The 16,947-nt window shown below is 70.1% G+C and carries 16 protein-coding genes; 12 read left to right on the top strand and 4 right to left on the bottom strand.

Annotated elements, in window-relative coordinates; translation table 11 throughout:
- Positions 1-35 precede the first annotated feature (35 nt).
- Complete coding sequence (locus WPS_RS00775) at positions 36-668, top strand: cyclic nucleotide-binding domain-containing protein (protein WP_317995967.1); 633 nt, start codon at positions 36-38, stop codon at positions 666-668.
- Here the strand turns inward: WPS_RS00775 and WPS_RS00770 are convergent.
- Positions 634-1,812 (bottom strand): AI-2E family transporter, encoded by a 1,179-nt coding sequence (locus tag WPS_RS00770; protein WP_317995966.1) that lies wholly within the window; start codon positions 1,810-1,812, stop codon positions 634-636. The two genes, WPS_RS00775 and WPS_RS00770, sit on opposite strands and share 35 nt — an antisense overlap.
- A gap of 59 nt (positions 1,813-1,871) precedes the next feature.
- On the opposite strand from WPS_RS00770, the gene WPS_RS00765 reads away from it, so the two are divergent.
- From WPS_RS00765 to WPS_RS00745, 5 genes are all read left to right on the top strand, one after another.
- Complete coding sequence (locus WPS_RS00765) at positions 1,872-2,900, top strand: BMP family lipoprotein (protein ID WP_317995965.1); 1,029 nt, start codon at positions 1,872-1,874, stop codon at positions 2,898-2,900.
- Positions 2,901-2,911: 11 nt separating this feature from the next.
- On the top strand, positions 2,912-4,318 hold the full coding sequence (locus WPS_RS00760) for an ABC transporter ATP-binding protein (RefSeq protein ID WP_317995964.1): 1,407 nt from the start codon (positions 2,912-2,914) through the stop codon (positions 4,316-4,318).
- Complete coding sequence (locus WPS_RS00755) at positions 4,315-5,343, top strand: ABC transporter permease (RefSeq protein WP_317995963.1); 1,029 nt, start codon at positions 4,315-4,317, stop codon at positions 5,341-5,343. Before WPS_RS00760 ends, WPS_RS00755 begins: the two co-directional genes overlap by 4 nt.
- Entirely contained in the window at positions 5,340-6,215 is an 876-nt protein-coding gene (locus WPS_RS00750) for an ABC transporter permease (protein WP_317995962.1), read from the top strand. The genes WPS_RS00755 and WPS_RS00750 overlap by 4 nt, the downstream gene beginning before the upstream one ends.
- 127 nt (positions 6,216-6,342) lie before the next feature.
- Complete coding sequence (locus tag WPS_RS00745; protein WP_317995961.1) at positions 6,343-7,371, top strand: serine hydrolase; 1,029 nt, start codon at positions 6,343-6,345, stop codon at positions 7,369-7,371.
- Position 7,372: 1 nt separating this feature from the next.
- Here the strand turns inward: WPS_RS00745 and WPS_RS00740 are convergent, their stop codons facing one another.
- From WPS_RS00740 to WPS_RS00730, 3 genes are read right to left on the bottom strand one after another with little or no spacing between them, the layout of a single operon-like run.
- On the bottom strand, positions 7,373-8,380 hold the full coding sequence (locus WPS_RS00740) for a hypothetical protein (RefSeq protein WP_317995960.1): 1,008 nt from the start codon (positions 8,378-8,380) through the stop codon (positions 7,373-7,375).
- Positions 8,381-8,425: 45 nt separating this feature from the next.
- A complete protein-coding gene (locus WPS_RS00735; RefSeq protein ID WP_317995959.1) occupies positions 8,426-8,935 on the bottom strand; it encodes a glycosyltransferase family 39 protein in 510 nt (169 codons plus the stop codon).
- The gene (locus WPS_RS00730) at positions 8,890-9,837 is read right to left on the bottom strand and encodes a branched-chain amino acid transaminase (RefSeq protein WP_317995958.1); all 948 of its coding nucleotides are present in this window, start codon (positions 9,835-9,837) and stop codon (positions 8,890-8,892) included. Before WPS_RS00730 ends, WPS_RS00735 begins: the two co-directional genes overlap by 46 nt.
- 34 nt (positions 9,838-9,871) lie before the next feature.
- Between WPS_RS00730 and chrA the strand changes: the two genes are divergently transcribed.
- The 6 genes from chrA (at position 9,872) to WPS_RS00700 (ending at position 16,926) form a co-directional block, all read left to right on the top strand.
- Positions 9,872-11,035: a chromate efflux transporter gene (chrA, locus tag WPS_RS00725; RefSeq protein ID WP_317995957.1), complete on the top strand. Its 1,164-nt coding sequence runs from the start codon at positions 9,872-9,874 to the stop codon at positions 11,033-11,035.
- Positions 11,036-11,176: 141 nt separating this feature from the next.
- Positions 11,177-11,518: a hypothetical protein gene (locus WPS_RS00720; RefSeq protein ID WP_317995956.1), complete on the top strand. Its 342-nt coding sequence runs from the start codon at positions 11,177-11,179 to the stop codon at positions 11,516-11,518.
- A 40-nt stretch (positions 11,519-11,558) separates the two neighbouring features.
- On the top strand, positions 11,559-13,853 hold the full coding sequence (locus tag WPS_RS00715; protein ID WP_317995955.1) for a bifunctional YncE family protein/alkaline phosphatase family protein: 2,295 nt from the start codon (positions 11,559-11,561) through the stop codon (positions 13,851-13,853).
- Positions 13,850-14,581 carry a hypothetical protein gene (locus WPS_RS00710; RefSeq protein ID WP_317995954.1) on the top strand — a complete coding sequence of 244 codons (732 nt, stop codon included), beginning with the start codon at positions 13,850-13,852 and terminating at the stop codon, positions 14,579-14,581. Before WPS_RS00715 ends, WPS_RS00710 begins: the two co-directional genes overlap by 4 nt.
- A gap of 54 nt (positions 14,582-14,635) precedes the next feature.
- Positions 14,636-15,967 (top strand): cytochrome ubiquinol oxidase subunit I, encoded by a 1,332-nt coding sequence (locus WPS_RS00705; protein ID WP_317995953.1) that lies wholly within the window; start codon positions 14,636-14,638, stop codon positions 15,965-15,967.
- Positions 15,964-16,926, top strand: coding sequence for a cytochrome d ubiquinol oxidase subunit II (locus tag WPS_RS00700; protein ID WP_317995952.1), 963 nt, complete (start codon positions 15,964-15,966; stop codon positions 16,924-16,926). The genes WPS_RS00705 and WPS_RS00700 overlap by 4 nt, the downstream gene beginning before the upstream one ends.
- The last annotated feature ends 21 nt before the right edge of the window (positions 16,927-16,947 follow it).

Genomic DNA, 16,947 nt, shown 5'->3' with positions numbered 1-16,947 from the left:
TCCCGTAGCGAACGCGAGAGCCCGCATGGCCGACGGTGGTGGTGACGATCGACTATCTCGCGGGCTTGCTGACGTTCGTCGCCTTCTTCATGAAACACGCGATCCGGCTGCGCCAAATCGCGCTGGCCAGCAGCGTCTTTTACATGATCTGGGCCTGGAACGCGCATCTGTATCCGACGCTTGCGCTGCACCTTGCGTTCTTTCCGGTCAACTTGCGGCGTCTCTTTCAGCTCACGCGCGAACGGCGGCTGATCGACGAAGCGATCGCGGCGAACGACGTCTCAGCGGAGTGGCTGGTCGATTTCATAGAACGCCGGCGCGTCGCCGCCGGAACGATCCTCTTTCACCGCGGCGACCCCGCCGACGCGATCTACTTTTGGGCCGGAGGGACGCTGTGGATCGACGAGCTCGGCATCGATCTGCATCCGGGCGCGCTGCTCGGTGAGATCGGAATCTTCGCGCCCGACGGCCGGCGAACGCAGACGGTGCGCGCGCTCGAGGCGAGCCTGCTGTACATGCTGCGCCGCGACGAGGCGCTCTCGCTCTATCGCCGCGATCCCGCGTTCGGGATCTACCTGATCCGGCTCATCACGCGCCGCCTCGTCGAAGACCTCGCGCGCGAACGCGCCGCCGCTACGTCCGGCGGCGCGGCGGACGCGTCCGCGTGAGCGGCGCATCGGTGAGCGCCGGCGCGGCTTCGGCCTGCGACACGGGCTGACGCGGAACGAGCCGCGCGATCAGCACCTTGATCATCGCCGCGAGCGGGACCGCGATGAACGTACCGGCGAGCCCGAACAGCTCGCTCCCGGTGAGGATCGCGAGCACGATCCAGAACGGCGAGAGGCCGACGTTGTCCTTGAGCACTCGCGGCGCGACGAAGTTGCCGTCGATCTGATGGATCACGAAGATCAGTGCGGCGACGATCGCCGCGTTGGTCGGACCGTGATAGATCAGCGCGAGGACGACGGCCGGGACGAACGCGATGATCGCACCCGCGTAGGGGATGAAGTTCAGCGCCCCCGAGACGACGCCGATCAGGAGCGCGTACGGCACGCCGGTCGCGAACAACATCACCGTGAGCATGAAGCCCAGGATCGAGCCGTCGATGAGCTGGCCGCGGATGAAGCCGCCGACGACCTTGTCGAGATCGGCGATGATGTCTTCGGTGACGGCGCGGTACTTCGGCTTGAGCATGCCGAGGACGCCCTCGTTGATCTCCGCGGCGTCGAGCATCATGTACGCGGCGAGCACCGGGATCACGATGACGGTGACAACGATCGAGACGGTCGAGAGCACGACGGCGAGCGTCTTCTGCGCGGTGTCGAGCGCGTTGGTCTGCACGTACGCGCCGATCTGCTGCGGGATCGTCGCGAGGTAGAGCCGCTCGTCGATCGGCAGCCAGCGGATGAAGCGGTTGTTCGGATCCTGGATGATCGCCGAGACCTTGGTGACGATCGCCGGGAAATTTTTGATGGCGTTCTGCACGTCGTTGACGAGTGCCGGAACGAGGATCTGCGCGATCGCGAGGCCCGCGATCGCGAGGATCGCGTAGACGAGCAGGATCGACCACACCAGCGGAAGCCGTTCGTTGAGGCGCCGCACCAGCGGGAACACCAGATACGCGAAGAACAGCGCGCCGACGAACAGGAACGCGGTCGCGCGCACCGCCCCGAGGAACTGCAGGACGCCGACGACCAGGTAGATCGCGACGGCGATCAGCGCGAGGACCTTGAGCCAGAGCGTCACGCGGCGCTCGAGCCGCGACATCGGGCGGCGCGGGCGGACGGTCTCGGGCGGCCTGGCGGGATTCACGTGCAGGCTCTTCCGCACGCGCGAGAGGCCGCCCCGCACCGACGTCGTAGGAGCGGGCGATGAAGCTCCGCTGGCGCGCGGCCGCCCTCGTGCTCGCGCTCGTTCCGTTATGCGCGACGGCGGAGGGCTGCGCCCCGAAATCGGCGGGCGACGGACGGCTCAAGGTCGGGATGGTCACGGACGTGGGCGGTCTGGGCGACCGCTCGTTCAACGACTCCGCCTACGCCGGGCTCCAGCGGGCGAAGAAGACTCTCGGCGTCGACACCACGGTGCTGCAGTCGCATTCGGCGGCCGACTACGACGTCAACATGACGGTTCTGGCGAACAAAGAGTACGACGAGATCTTCGCGATCGGCTTTCTGATGGCGAAGGACGTCGCGAGCGTCGCGGCCCGGTACGCCAAGCGCCACTTCGCCATCATCGACGCCGTCGTCAACATCCCCAACGTCACCTCGGTCACGTTCAAGGAGGAGGAAGGGTCGTATCTGGCCGGCGCGCTCGCGGCGATGACGACCAAGAAGAAGACGATCGCATTTCTGGGCGGGATCGACATCCCGCTGCTGCGCAAGTTCGAAGTGGGCTTCACCGCCGGCGCGCATCAGATCGATCCGTCGATCAACGTGCTGGTGAAGTACGTCGGCTCGTTCGACGACGTCGCGGCGGGGAAGGAACTCGCCGGCGTGCTGTTCGATCAGGGCGCCGACATCGTGTACGTCGCGGCCGGCAAGGCCGGACTCGGCGCGATCGATCAGGTGAAATCGCGCGCCGGCGACTACGTGATCGGCGTCGATTCCGATCAGGACGCGATCGCGCCGGGGAAGATTCTCACCAGCATGATCAAGCGCGTCGACATCGGCGTCTACCGCGTCACCGAAGAGGCGGTCTCGCACAAGCCGCGTTCCGGTCAGCTCGTGCTCGGGCTGAAAGACGGCGGCGTCGGCCTGACCGACTTCGCGTACACCAAGAGCGTCGTCACGCCCGACAAGATCGCGGTCCTCAGCAAGCTCAGAGCGGCGATCGTCGGCGGCACGATCGCCGTGCCGTACACGCGGGAGGGACTGGCATCGTACAAGCGCGTCCGGCTCTGACGCTGCGCGGCGTGCGCCGCCGCTTCGGCGCGGTGCAGGCCGTCGCCGGCGTCGACCTCGAGCTCGTCCCCGGCGAGATCCACGCGCTCGTCGGAGAGAACGGCGCCGGCAAATCGACGCTCGCCGCGATCGCGTACGGCGCGGTCCGCGCCGACGAGGGGAGCGTCGAGGCGAACGGCGTCGTCGGACTCGTCCACCAGCACTTCAAACTGATCGACCGGCTGCGCGTGTGGGAGAACGTGCTGCTCAATCGCGAGCCCAGACGCGGCTGGCAGATCGACGTCGCCGCCGCGCGCGAACGCGTCCGCCGCCTCGGCGCGACGTACGGGCTCGAGGTCGATCCCGATGCGATCGTCGAGACGCTTCCGGTCGGGATCAAGCAGCGCGTCGAACTGCTGCGCGAGCTCGATCGCGAGCCTGCGGTCCTGCTCCTCGACGAACCGACGGCCGCGCTCGCGCCGGGCGAGATCGCGTCGTTCTTCGCGACTGTGCAAGGTCTCGCAGCGCGCGGCACCGCGATCCTCGTGGTGACGCACAAGCTCGCCGAAGTGATCGCCTACTCGCAGCGTGTCACCGTGATGCGCGCCGGCACCGTCGTCGCGCGGCACCTTACCGCGCAGACGAGCGCCGAGCAGATCGCGCGCGAGATGGTCGGCGGCGACGTGCCGGCGCTCGCCACGCGCGCCGCGGTGACACCGCGGCCGCTGCTCGCGCTGCGCGACGTGAGCGCCGCCTCGGGAACCAGCGTTCTCGAACGCGCGACGTTCGAGGTCGGCGCAGGCGAGATCGTCGGGATCGCGGGGATCGAAGGGAACGGGCAGAGCGCGCTCGCCGACGCGCTGGCCGGCGTCGTGCGCTTCAGCGGCGACGCCGCCTTCGACGGCGCGCCGCTCGAACCGGGCGATACGCCGGCTCAGCGGCTCGCGCGCGGGATCCGCGTGATCCCGCAGGATCGCCGTCACGAAGCGCTGATCCTCGACTGGAGCGTCCGCGACAACGTCGCGCTCGGCCGCCAACGTTCGCTTCCGCTGCGCGCGTTCGGCGACGCGGCGCGCGAGGTGATCGCCGCGTACGACGTGCGGCCACCGAATCCCGACGCGGTCGCCGGCGCGCTCTCGGGCGGAAACCAGCAGAAGGTCGTCGTCGGCCGCGCGCTCGCGAGCGCGCCGAAGCTCGTCGTCGCGTACCAGCCCACGCGCGGCGTCGACGTCGGCGCCGCCGCGCTGCTGCAGTCGCGGCTGATCGAAGCGCGCAATGCGGGCGCCGGCGTCCTGCTGATCTCATTCGAACTCGACGAGATCTTCGCGTGCGCCGATCGCGTTCTCGTCATCGCCGGCGGACGGTTCGTCGGCGCGTTCGCGCGCGCCGAGATCGACCGCGGCCGCATCGGCGCGCTGATGGCGGGCGGCGCCGCGTGAACGCGACCCCCCTTCTGCGCAGCCGCGCGTTCCGCGACATCGCGGGCGTGATCGTCCTCGTCTTCGGCGTCGGGTCGATCGCGATGGCGCTCGCCCACGTCTCGCCGATCGCCGGCTTCGGCGCGCTCTTCGACGGCGCGTTCGGCACGAAAGAAGAGGTCGCCGAGACGCTGGTGCAGGCGACGAACCTGCTCTTCCCCGCGCTCGGGATCGCGGTCGCGTTTCGCGCCGGACTGTTCAACATCGGCGCGGAGGGACAACTGGTGCTGGGCGGCTTCGCCGCGGGCTGGCTCGGCGCGCAGCTTCCGCTCCCCGCGTTCCTCGCGATTCCGCTCGTTCTGCTTGCGGGTGCTGCGGCGGGCGGGATCTGGGGCGCGATCCCCGGCTTCCTACGCGCGCGCTTCGGCGCCAACGAAGTGATCGCGACGCTGATGCTCAACTTCATCGCGACGCTGCTGGCGACGTACCTGGTGAACGGCCCGCTCGCGCTCTCGAACGCAAGCCCGGGCGAGACGCCGACGCTCCCGGCCTCGGCGACGCTTCCCGATCTGGTCGCCGACTCGCGCCTCACCTGGGCGTTCGTCATCGCGCTGGTGCTCGCGTTCGCGCTGCGCTGGGTCTTGGCACGCACCGTGTTCGGCTACGAATTGCGCGCCGCCGGCGATGCGCCGGAAGCGGCGAAACGCGCCGGGATCGATCTGGGACGGACCGCGTTCGTCGCGATGGCGCTCTCGGGCGCGATCGCCGGGCTCGGCGGCGCGACGATCGTTGCCGGCGAACTTCACCGGTTCAACACCGGCCTCTCGCCCGGTTACGGTTTCATCGCGATCGCCGTCGCGCTCGTCGGCAACCTCGACCCGCTCTGGATCATCGTCGCCTCGCTCGCCTTCGGCGTGCTGACCAGCGGCGGCATCGCGATGCAGGCCGAGGCGAACGTCCCGCGCGAGGTGGTGGCGCTGGTGACGGGGCTGGTGATCATCGCGCTCGCCGGCCGGCGCGTCGTCGCGAGCGGGAGGACGACGTGAACGGCGCCGGCGCGGCGATCCTGGCCGTTCTCGGGCTCACCCTCGTGAAGGCGACGCCGCTGATCTTCGCCGCGCTCGGCGGCGTGGTCAGCGAACGCTCGGGCGTGGTCAACATCGGGCTCGAAGCGATCCTGATTGCCGGCGCGTTCGTCGCGGTCGTCGTCAGCGGCGTGACCGGAAGCCCGATCCTGGGCGCGCTGGCCGGGATCGTCGCCGGCGCGCTGATCGCGGCGCTGCTGGCGTTCGCGGCGACGCGGCTCGCCGTCGACCAGATCGTCGCCGGCACCGGGCTCAACATCGCGACGCTCGCCGCGGCGGCGTTCGGTCTCGTGCTGGTCTACCATCGGCCGGGCGCGTCGGACGAAGTGCCGTCGCTCGGCCATACGGGAGAGATCGCTCTGATCGTCATCGCGTTCGCCTGCGCCGCGGCCCTGCACGTCGCGCTCGACCGCACGCCCTGGGGTCTGCGCGTGCGCGCGTGCGGCGAGGATCCCGGCGCGGCCGAAGCGGCCGGGATCGATGCTCTTCGCACGCGCTTCGGCGCGGTCGTGCTCGGCGGGGCGATCGCCGCGCTCGGCGGCGTGTATCTTTCCCTTGCCGAGCTCGACCTCTACTCCGACGGGATGACCGCGGGCCGCGGCTTCATCGCGCTCGCCGCCGTCATCTTCGGCCGCTGGACGCCGCTCGGCGCCACCGGCGCGGCCCTCTTCTTCGGGTTCTTCGCGGCACTGCAGTACTCGCTGCAGCGGGCCGGCGTTCCGAGCGAGCTGATGCAGGCGCTGCCGTATCTCGCCGCCGTCGTCGCGCTGGCCGGGTTTGCCGGCCGCGTCCGCGCGCCCGCCTCGGACGGCGTTCCGTACGTCCGCCAGTGAGGCGGCGTTCGTGCATTCGTCCAAACGCGCTCGCCTCGGGGTCCGCACGAGCAACTTGACTTTTGTCGCAGAACGCCGACAATCAAGTATAATGCGGATGCCGCGACGACTCCTTGCCGCCGTCGTATTGAGCGTTTCTTCGCTATGGTGTGCTCCGGTATCGGCCGCGCCCGCGGCTGCGGCACCGGGCCCGCTGGCGGATTTCCAAGCCCAGCTCGCGCTGGCGTCGATGCACGCGCCCGGTCACGTCGCGATCGCGGTCGAGGACGTCGCCACCGGATTCGAAACTGGCGTCAACGCCGGACTCGAGATGCCGGCCGCCTCCACGATCAAGATCCCGGTGATGGTCGAGGTCTTCCGCCAGCTAGCGGCCGGGACGTTCGATCTGAACGACAAGATGCACGTGACCGCTGCCGATCGCGACTGGGGCTACGGCGACCTGTGCGACGCGCCGGCGGGCAAGGGCTACACGATCTCGCAGCTGCTCTCGCTCATGATCGACGTCAGCGACAACACCGCGACGAACATGCTGATCCGGCACGTCGGGCGCCAGCGCATCAACGCCACGATGCGCGAACTCGGCCTCACCCACACGCGGCTCGCCGACTTCATCCGCTCCGACGGCGACGGGATCCGCTGGGCGCTCCGCTCGAGCCCGGCCGACATGGCGCGCCTCCTCACCGACATGGCGAAAGAACAGCTCATCGACGAGTGGTCCTCGCGCGCGATGATCCGCATTTTGCGCGGCCAGAAACACAACAGCCTGCTCCCGCAGCCGCTGCCCAGCGGCACGGCGATCGCGCACAAGACCGGAACCCTGCACGACACGCTCAACGACGTCGGGATCGTCTATCTCGGCGAGGACCCGTACGTGATCGCGGTGATGACGACCGACCTGCCGACGCTCGATGCGGGACGCTCGTTCATCCGCGGCGTCTCGCGGATGGCGTACAACGCGCTCGGCCGCTTCGCGTCATGGCGCGAAGAGTACGGCGTGCCGGGCTTGCCGGCCGCGCCCGCGAGCGATGCCCCGCCGGCGACGCCGGATCAGCGGATGTGGACGCCGGCGCAGCCGGCGCCGGCCGCACCCGCGCCGGCCATGCCCGCGGTCCCGTCGGCGGAAGCGCTGACGAACGGCACGCCGCAGTCGCGCTGACTCACGAAAAGTTCTTGAGTTCCGGCCACCATTCGGCAAGCCGCGGCGCGGGTCTCGTGCACAGCGCGATCGTCTTTCCGTTCTCGTAGTTCATCGCCCAGCGCGAGAACGTCGTGCCGAAGACGCGCACGCCCCCGCAATGCGCGCGCAAACCGCCGACGTCGCGCGTGACGCGCAGAACTGCGGCCGGCGTCTGCCCGCGCAGTCCCCACAGGTAGAACTGGTTGTGCGGACTGAGCGCCGGCGGCAGTCCGAACGGCGCGCCGTAGAGATCAAGCGCCGACGCTTCGCCGTAGTTCGCGACGAGGATCGCGGTGTGCGCGCGCACGTCCGGCGGCAGCGACGCGTACGCGGTGCCGACCTCGCGCACGAAATCGCGCCAGCCCAACTGGTCGGCGAAGTTCTGCGGGAGCGCGGTGCCGGCGAAGCTCTTCTCCTGCTGCTGCGACGCCAGGTGGAAGCGCGCGATATACGCCTGCAGTGAGACCGGGTCGAGGATCGCGAGCGACGTGGGAGCGGCGATCGCGCTGAGCGCGACCGCGGCGGCGAGCACGATCCCGCGCGCAAGCGCGCTGCGCACGACGCGTTCGAACGCGATCGCGCCGGTCGCGAAGAGCGCCGGATAGGCCGCCGCGACGTAGTAGTCCTTCCCATGTCCGGCGAGGTTCAGCGCGAGGACCGCGACGTACGCGATCCCGAGAAAGCGCATCGGCGCGAGATCGCGGCGCACGAATGGCGCGACGAGCCCGGCGATCCAGAGCGGCGCGAAGAGCGGGTTCATCACCAGGATCTGGTTGAGCACGAACAGCGGCGCAACGATCGCCGCGTTCTTGTCGCGCGCGGCGGCGACGAGCTCGGCGAACGGAAAGCCGTGCGCCGCCTGCCACAGCACCGACGGCAGCGCGAGCGCGACGGCGAGCGCGACGGCGGCCCACAACTCGCGACGCGCCAGCAGCGCGCGCTGCGGCGTGACCGCGACGCCGGCGAGCAGCGCGACGAGCCACGTCACCAGCGCGTACTTCGCCTCGAGCGCGAGGCCCGCGACGAGCCCGGCCTATAGCAGCGCTCGCCGGTCGTCGAGGAGCACGGCGCGGGCCAGCGCGTACGCGACCGCCGTCCATGCGAGCGGTTCGAAGATCGTCGTGTTGAGCGTCCCGCTGATCCCGACGAGCATCGGCGCGCACGCCGCGGCGAGCGCGGCCGCGACCGCGGCGCCGTCGCCTCCGCCGAGAAGCCGGACGAAGCGCACGACTAGCACCACGAGCAGCGCCGCAGCGAGCACGCACGGGAGCCGCAGCAGCCACACGCTGTGCGAGGCGCCGTAGAGTGCGGCGGCGAGCAGCGGAACCAGCGGCGGCTGATCGACGTAGCCGAACGACGGATGCTTCCCGCAGACGATGAAGTACAGCTCGTCGCGGAAGAAATCGTAGCGCCCGGCGAACGCGGCGTGGACCGCGAGCACCGGCAGCGCGACGGCGAGCGCGATCCGGTCGGTGAACCAGGATCGCGCCGATGCGTTCAGCGCGCGGCGGCCTTGCGCTGCGCGTATGCCGGCGTCAGCCAATGCGCGTACTTCGGCACGTTGCCGCGGACGGCGCGATCGTAGAGGTCGATCAGCGCCGCCGAGATCGGGCCGCGCTGACCGTCGCCGACCTGACGATGGTCGATCGACTCGATCCACTGGATCCCCGCGGCGCTCCCGGTGATGAAGCACTCATCGGCGATGAAGAGTTCGCTGCGGTCGATCGGACGCTCGACGGTTTCGATCCCGAGCTCCTCGCGCGCGAGCGTCATCACCGCGCGGCGGGTCACGCCTTCGAGGATGTTCTGCGACGCGTCGGGCGTGTGCAGCATGCCGCGGCGCACGATGAAGAGGTTTTCCGCCGAGCCTTCGCTGACGTGGCCTTCGGCCGAGAGCATGATCGCCTCGTCTAATCCGTTCATGATCGCTTCGCTCTTCGCCAGCGCGCTGTTGACGTAGATCCCGGTGATCTTGCCGCGGGCGGGCGCCATCGTGTCGTCCATCCGCCGCCACGAGCTCACCCCGCAGCGCAGGCCGCGCGCGGTGTCGAAATAGCGGTCGAACGGAATCGCGACGATCGCGAACGCGTCGCGCACGTCGTGCAGCCGCACGCCGATGTCCTCGTTGGCCTTGTACGAGAACGGACGCAGGTAGACGTCGCCGCGGAACGCGTTGCGCACGCACAGCTCGATGCTGATGTCGATCAGTTCGGCGGTGGTGTGCGGAAGCTGCATGAGCAGGATGCGCGCCGACTGCGCCAGGCGGTCGTAGTGCGGCGCGAGCTCGAGCAGGTAGAGTTCTTCCTCGTGCGCGTTCCAGAAGCCGCGCACGCCCTCGAAGCACCCCGTCCCGTATTGCAGGCCGTGCGTCAGCAGGCCGATCTTCGCGTCGTCGTAGCGGGTGAATCGGCCGTCGTGATAGACCGTCAGGTCGCCGAGGTGCATGAGAGTCGCGGTCCTCCGTGGTAGGGCGTAGACCGTGCGCGAGGTGTTCACGACGTTCCTCCGCCTCGGGTTGACGTCGTTCGGCGGACCGATCGCGCATCTGGGCTACTTCCGGCGCACCCTCGTCGAGGAACGCGGCTGGCTCGACGAGCCCGCGTATGCGCGCATCGTCGCGCTGTGCTCCGTGCTTCCCGGCCCCACGTCGAGCCAGGTCGGCATGCTGATCGGGCTCGTTCGCGCGGGGGCGCCCGGCGCGCTCCTGGCGTGGCTGGGTTTCACCCTGCCGTCGGCGGTGCTGATGGCGCTGATCGCCTGGGCACTCGGGAGCGCCGGCGGCCACGATCCGCCGGTGTGGTTCGCGGGATTGCTCGACGGACTGTTCGCCGCCGCGGCCGCGGTCGTCGCGCAGGCCGTGCTGGCGCTCGGGAAATCGCTATGCACCGACGCACCGACGAAGACGCTCGCGTTTGCGGCGGCGATCGTGGCGCTGGCGCTGCGGCCCCTGCCCGGACTGCAGTGGCTGCCGATCGCGCTCGGCGCGGCGTGCGGCGCGCTCTGGTTCCGCGACGCGGTGCGCGCCGAAGCGCTGCCGATCCGCGTTCCGCGGACGGTCGCCGCGGTCGCGGCGCTTGTGTTCGTCGCCCTGCTCGCGGTCACGGTGCTGCCGGACGGCCCGGTCGTCGCGCTGCTTGCGACGATCGTGCGCGCCGGCTCGCTGGTGTTCGGCGGCGGTCACGTCGTGCTGCCGCTGCTGCACGGGCTCGTCGCCGACGGCCTGATCGGCGAGCGTCAGTTCTTCGCCGGTTACGGCGCGGCGCAGGCGATGCCGGGGCCGCTGTTCACCTTCGCCTCGTACCTCGGCTTCGCGAACGCATCGCCGCTGCACGGCGCGCTCGGAGCGCTGGCCGCGACGGTGCTGATCTTCGCACCGTCGTTCGCGCTGATCTTCGCGATCGCGCCGGTGTGGAATCGCCTCGCCGCGCTCCCCGGCGCCGGCGGCGCGCTGCGCGGCGCGAACGCGAGCGTCGTCGGCCTGCTCGGCGCCGTACTGTACGATCCGATCGTCGTCTCGCTGGGGACGGGCTGGCCGCGCGTCGCGATCGCGCTTGCGGCCTACGCGCTGATCGCGGTGTGGAACGTCGCGCCGTGGATCGTCGTACTCGGGGCCGCGGCGCTCGGGGCGCTGCTCGGCTCGTAACACGATCCCTCACGCCGAGCGCGCTGCGAGAAAAACCGTGAGCGTCCAGATGGACGCTGTTGGTTTCCGAGGTCACGTCGTCGAGCGCGACGCCGCAGGTCGACAGGCATAGCGCCCAGGAGCGCGGAAGCGCGCGGCATCGTGGACTGGGCGTGGATGGAAGGCTCGCGCGCTTTCGACATCGGTTGGGGACTCGTCACCGGCGCACTGTGCCTGGCGCTTGCCGTGCCGTTGCTGTGGTGGTGGCTCCCAGCCCACCGGCGTTCGTTCTTCGGGACCGCGATCGATCCGCAGTATCGCCTGCAGCTCGGCTACGGGCTGTTCTGCATGGCAATGATGGGAACGAACGTCGGCTGCCGCGCGATCCCGCACGACGATCTCACGATCGTCCACCCCGTCTTCTTCCTTATCACCGTCGCGCTCGTCGCGGGCCTCGGTCCGCGCGCGGCGTGGCTCGCGGCGCGCGCTCGCGCGCATTCGTAACACCGCCCGCATCGTCCCGAACCGGGACTCGGAGGTTCTCGTGAAACGGACCGCACTCATCGCGATCCTGAGCGCCTGCGCGCTCGCCTCGGCCGCCGTCGCCGCAAGCAGCGTGACGACGCTGCCGACCGGCTGGAAGATCCGCGGCAACGACGGCCCGGTCGCGACCGTCGGCACGCTGCCGACCGGCCTCGTCCTTTCGCGCGACGGTTCGCTGTTGATCGAACTCGAAGCCGGTCACCGCAAGCCCGCGCTGCGCGTCTTCGATGCGGCGACGCTGCGCGAACTGCGCAGCCTTCCGCTCAACGGCGCATACGGCGCGCCGCTCCGCGACGCGGACGGCGACGGCGTGTGGGTCGCGGTCCCGGGGACGTTTCAAGAACAGATCGCGCACGTCGACGTCGCAACCGCGACGGTCGATCGCGCCGTCTCGCTCCCGCTTCCGTTCTATCCGGTTGCGCTCGCGCACGCGCGCGGCGGCCGTCTCGCCGTTGCCGGCGACGTGGCGAACCGCGTCGCGATCGTCGATCCGGCCGCGCAGCGGATGATCGGCGGCTACGACGTCGGTCATCATCCCGCGGCGGTGCTCTCGTCGCCCGACGGCACGCGACTGTACGTCGCGGAGCGCGGCACCGACGCCGTCGACGTCGTCGGCGCGGTGCGCGCGCACATCGTCGTCGGCCGTCATCCCGACGCGCTCGCCGCCGATGCGACGCACCTCTACGTCGCCGACAGCGACGACGACGACGTCGCCGTCGTCGATCTCGCGACGAACCGCGTCGTGCAGCACGCGCGCATCCCGTTCGCGCGCGCGGGTGCCTTCGGCGCATCGCCCAACGCGCTGGCCCTCGACGGCGACCGCCTCTACGTCAGCTGCGGCGCGGCGAACGCGATCGCCGTCTTCCGCACCGGTCCGCACGGACTCGTGCCGCTCGGCGCGATCCCGACCGGCTGGTATCCGACGGCGATCGCCGTCGACCGCGCGCACGGCGCGCTCTACGTCGCGGACGGAAAAGGCGAGTCCGGCCACGCCAACCCGCGCTTCAGCCCGCTCGTGCGCGGCCCTGACGTGGACTTCATCGCCGACAACCTCGCAGGCTCGATCCGCCGTCTCGCGATCCCCGACGACGCTGCGCTGCAGCACGGTCTCGCCGACGTGCGCGATCTCGCGCAGCACGACGACGTGCCGAGCAGCCCCGTGGTGCGCGCGAACGGACCGATCAAGCACGTGATCTACGTGATCAAAGAGAACCGCACGTACGACCAGATTCTCGGCGACGTCGCGGGCGCCGACGGCGATGCGTCGCTGGTGATGTTCGGCGAGAAGATCACGCCGAACCAGCACGCGATCGTCAAGCGTTTCGGCGTCTTCGACCGTTTCTTCGAGGACGCGCATGTGAGCGCCGACGGGCACAACTGGGCGACGGCCGCGTTCGCGAACGACTATCTCGAGAAGATGTGGCCGCAGAACTACGCGAGCCGGCGTCCGTTCTACGATTTCGAAGACGGCGCCGAGGCCGCCGTCCCCCACGGCGGTTATCTTTGGGACGACGCCGCGCGCGCCGGCGTGAGCCTGCGCAACTACGGCGAGTTCGTCAGCGGCGGCCCGAGCGGGCCGACGCCCGTCTCGACGTCCAGCGAGGTGCTGGGCAAGACCACCGATCGCAACTACGCGACGTTCGACATGAGCGTCGAGGACGTCGACCGCTTCACCGAGTGGAAGCGCGAGTTCGACGCCTACGAAGCGCGCCGAGCGCTCCCGCAGCTCGAGATCGTGCGTTTCCCGCGCGACCACACCTCGGGGACGCGCGCCGGCGCGGTGACGCCGCAGGGGATGGTCGCCGACAACGATCTCGCCGTCGGCAAACTCGTCGACGCGATCTCGCATTCGCCCGATTGGAGCAGCACCGCGATCTTCGTGCTCGAAGACGATGCGCAGAACGGTCCCGATCACGTCGACGAACAGCGCTCGACGTTCTACCTCGCCTCGCCCTACGCCGCCGGCGGCGTGCAGCACGCGGCGTACACGCAGGCGTCCGTCCTGCGCACGATCGAGATCCTGCTCGGGTTGCCGCCGATGTCGGCCTACGACGCCGGCGCGCCGGCGCTGAGCGCGGCGTTCACCGCGACGCCGAACCTGGCGCCGTTCGACGCCCTTCCCGCGCAGATCGACGTGCGCGCGAAGAACGGCGCCGCCGCCTATCGCGCGGCCGACAGCGCGCGCTTCGATCTCGCCGCCGCCGACCGCGTCGACGACGCGACGATGAACGATGTCCTCTGGCATGCGGTCCGCGGGGTGCGCGCGACGCCGCCGCCGTATGGAGCGTTCCGATGATCCTCACCCCGCATCTGTGGGCGATCGGCGCGACGGCGTTCCTGGCAAGCGCGGTCGAGATGGTCGAAGCGCTGACGATCGTGCTGGCGGTCGGCGTCACGCGCGGCTGGCCGCGCGCCCTCGGCGCCGCGCTGTGCGCGCTCCTCGTCCTCGCGGTGATCGTCGCGATCGCGGGACCGCGTCTCCCGGCGCTCGTCGCCAACCATTGGGTGAAGCTCGTCGTCGGCGCGGCTGCGCTGTACGTCGGCGTGACCTGGCTGCGCAAGGCGGTGCTGCGCGCGGCCGGGCGCAAGGCGCTGCGCGACGAGGCCGCCGCCTACCGGCGCGACGTCGCCGAGCTCGAACGCGAGAGCGGCGGCGCGGCGTTCGCGACGGCGTTCAACGGCGTGCTGACCGAAGGGATCGAGGTGGTGGCGATCGTTCTGGCGCTCGGCAGCGGCAACGCCCCGATGCTCGCATCGGCGTCGAGCGGAGCGCTCGTCGCGCTGGTGTCGGTGCTGCTGGTCGGACTCGTCGTGCACCGTCCGCTCGCACGCGTCCCCGAGAACGCGATGAAGTACGTCGTCGGGGTGATGGTCACGGCGTTCGGCGTCTTCTGGACCGGCGAAGGGATCACCATCGCGTGGCCGGCGAGCGACGCGGCGCTGTTCTATCTCGCCGCGGCCGTGCTGGCCGTCGCGGCCGCCGCGACCTACGCGCTGCGCCCGCGCACCCAGCCCGGGATCTGACCGCCCCGACCGGCGTCGGATTCCTTTCACCGTTCGCGGCGTATTATAGAGCGTATGGATCACGTGATCGCGGCGCGCGCGCAAATGGGGACGTCGCTTGCGTTCCACATCGTGTTTGCCGCGATGGGCGTCGGGTTGCCGCTGCTCGTGCTGATCGCCGAGGGGATGTGGCTGCGCACGAAGCGCCGCGCATACTACGACCTTGCTCGCACCTGGTCGAAGGGGATGGCGATCCTGTTCGCCGTCGGCGCCGTCTCCGGCACCGTCCTCTCGTTCGAACTCGGCCTGCTGTGGCCGACGTTCATGAAGTACGCCGGCGGGATCATCGGCCTGCCGTTTTCGCTCGAGGGCTTCGCCTTCTTCATCGAAGCGATCTTCATCGGGCTCTACCTCTACGGCTGGGAGCGGCTGAGCCCGCGCGCGCACTGGCTGACGGCGTGGCCGATCGCGATCAGCGGCGCGATCTCGGCGGGGTTCGTGACGACCGCGAACGCGTGGATGAACATGCCGACCGGCTTCCGCATCGTCGACGGCAAGGTGGTCGACGTGCAGCCGCTCGTCGCGATGTTCAGCCCGCCGTGGCTGGTCGAGGTCGTGCACACGACCGTCGCGGCGTACGTCGTGACGGGCTTCGGCGCGGCCGCGGTGTGCGCGTTCGCGCTGCTGCGGCGCAGCGCGGACGAGCGGCGCGATCAGGTGCTGGCAGGGCTGCGCATTGCAATGGCGGTCGCGCTCGTCGCGATCCCGCTGCAGATGGTGGTGGGCGACGTGATCGCGCGCTTCGACGCCGAACACGAGCCGGCGAAATTCGCATCGCTCGAAGCGCTGCGCACCACCCAACGCTACGCGCCGATCACGATCGGCGGGATCGTCGATCCGCAGACCTACGAAGAACGCTTCGGGATCGTCGTCCCGGGCGCGCTCAGCGTCCTGGTCGCCTTCGATCCGCGCGCGCAGGTCACCGGGCTCGACCGCATCGCCCCCGCGGATCGGCCGCCGGTTCCCATCGTTCACTATAGTTTCGATACGATGGTAGGAACGGCGTCGCTGCTGCTCGCCGTCGCGCTGGCGTGGGCGTTGTTCGCGCTGCGGCGCTGGACGATGCCGCGCTGGCTCTACGCCGCGATCGCCGTCAGCGGGCCGCTCTCGGTCGTCACGCTCGAAGCGGGCTGGTTCGTCACCGAGTTCGGACGCCAGCCCTGGGTAGCACGCGGCCTGCTGCGCACGAGCGATGCGGTGACGATCGCACCGGGCCTCGACGTGCAGTTCTACGCGTTCTCGTTCCTCTACGTGATTCTCGCGCTGACATGCTGGTGGCTGCTCGCGCGCGTCGGCGGGAAAGCGCACGGCGGCGAGCGCTCCTCGCTCGCGCCGAGCACGTCGTGACGCTGCCGCTCGCCGCCGCCGCGATCGCGCTGATCGTCATCGCGCTCTACGCGGTGTTCGGCGGCGCCGACTTCGGCGGCGGCGTGTGGGATCTGCTCGCCAGCGGGCCGCGGCGCGAAGCGCAGCGCGACACGATCTCCAATGCGATCGGCCCGGTGTGGGAATCGAATCACGTCTGGCTGATCTTCCTGATCGTCGTCATGTTCACGTGCTTTCCGCCCGCGTTCGCCGACCTGATGACGTATCTGAACGCACCGCTGACGCTCGCGCTGATCGGAATCGTCCTGCGCGGCGCGGCGTTCGTGTTCCGCAATTACGCCTCGGACTCGCCCGCGATGGCGCGCAACTGGACGATCACGTTCGGGATCGCCTCGATTCTCGCGCCGTTCTTCCTCGGTGATGCGGCGGGCGCGGTGGCGGCCGGCGACTACGCGTGGCTTTCGCCGTTCGCCTTCTCCGTCGGCCTGTTCGCGGTGGCGCTGTTCGCACAGGTCGCGGCCGTGTTCTTGCTGCAGGAGACGCCGCGCGGCCGACTGCGCGACGATTTCCGGCGGCGCGCGATCCGCGGGACGGTCGCGGTGTGGGTCGTCGGGCTGCTGCCGGCGACGCTTGCCCGCAGCGTCGCGCCGCAGTTCTTCGCAGCGCTCACCTCGCTGGCGGCGGCCACGGCGATCGCGATCGCGGTCCTGCTCGGCATCGCGGCAATGGTGCTGGTCGCGCGCGGCAACGATCAGCTCGCGCGGGTTGCGGTCGGCGCGGAGGTGGTCGCGGTGCTGGGCGGATGGTTCGGCGCGCAGGCCCCCGCGATCGTCCCGGGCCGCTGGACGATCGATGCGGCCGCGGCGTCGCCGCCGATGCTGCAAGCGTTTCTGATCGCGACGCTCTGCGGCGCCGTGGTGCTGATCCCGTCGCTGGTCCTGCTCTTCGCGGTCTTCAAAGGCCCGATCTCGTCACGCTGAGCGCGACCGGCGCTTAGTGCG

It is taken from the genome of Vulcanimicrobium alpinum, from assembly GCF_027923555.1.
GTDB classification, from domain to species: Bacteria; Vulcanimicrobiota; Vulcanimicrobiia; order Vulcanimicrobiales; family Vulcanimicrobiaceae; genus Vulcanimicrobium; species Vulcanimicrobium alpinum.
The sequence above is the reverse complement of the archived record's forward strand: the minus strand, read 5'-3'. Positions and strand labels throughout refer to the sequence as shown.

Coding starts and splice junctions, on each gene's coding strand:
- WPS_RS00705 (WP_317995953.1), top strand. CDS start 14,636: ATGGATCACGTGATCGCGGCGCGCGCGCAAATGGGGACGTCGCTTGCG.
- WPS_RS00730 (WP_317995958.1), bottom strand. CDS start 9,837: ATGCACCTCGGCGACCTGACGGTCTATCACGACGGCCGATTCACCCGC.
- WPS_RS00710 (WP_317995954.1), top strand. CDS start 13,850: ATGATCCTCACCCCGCATCTGTGGGCGATCGGCGCGACGGCGTTCCTG.
- WPS_RS00765 (WP_317995965.1), top strand. CDS start 1,872: ATGAAGCTCCGCTGGCGCGCGGCCGCCCTCGTGCTCGCGCTCGTTCCG.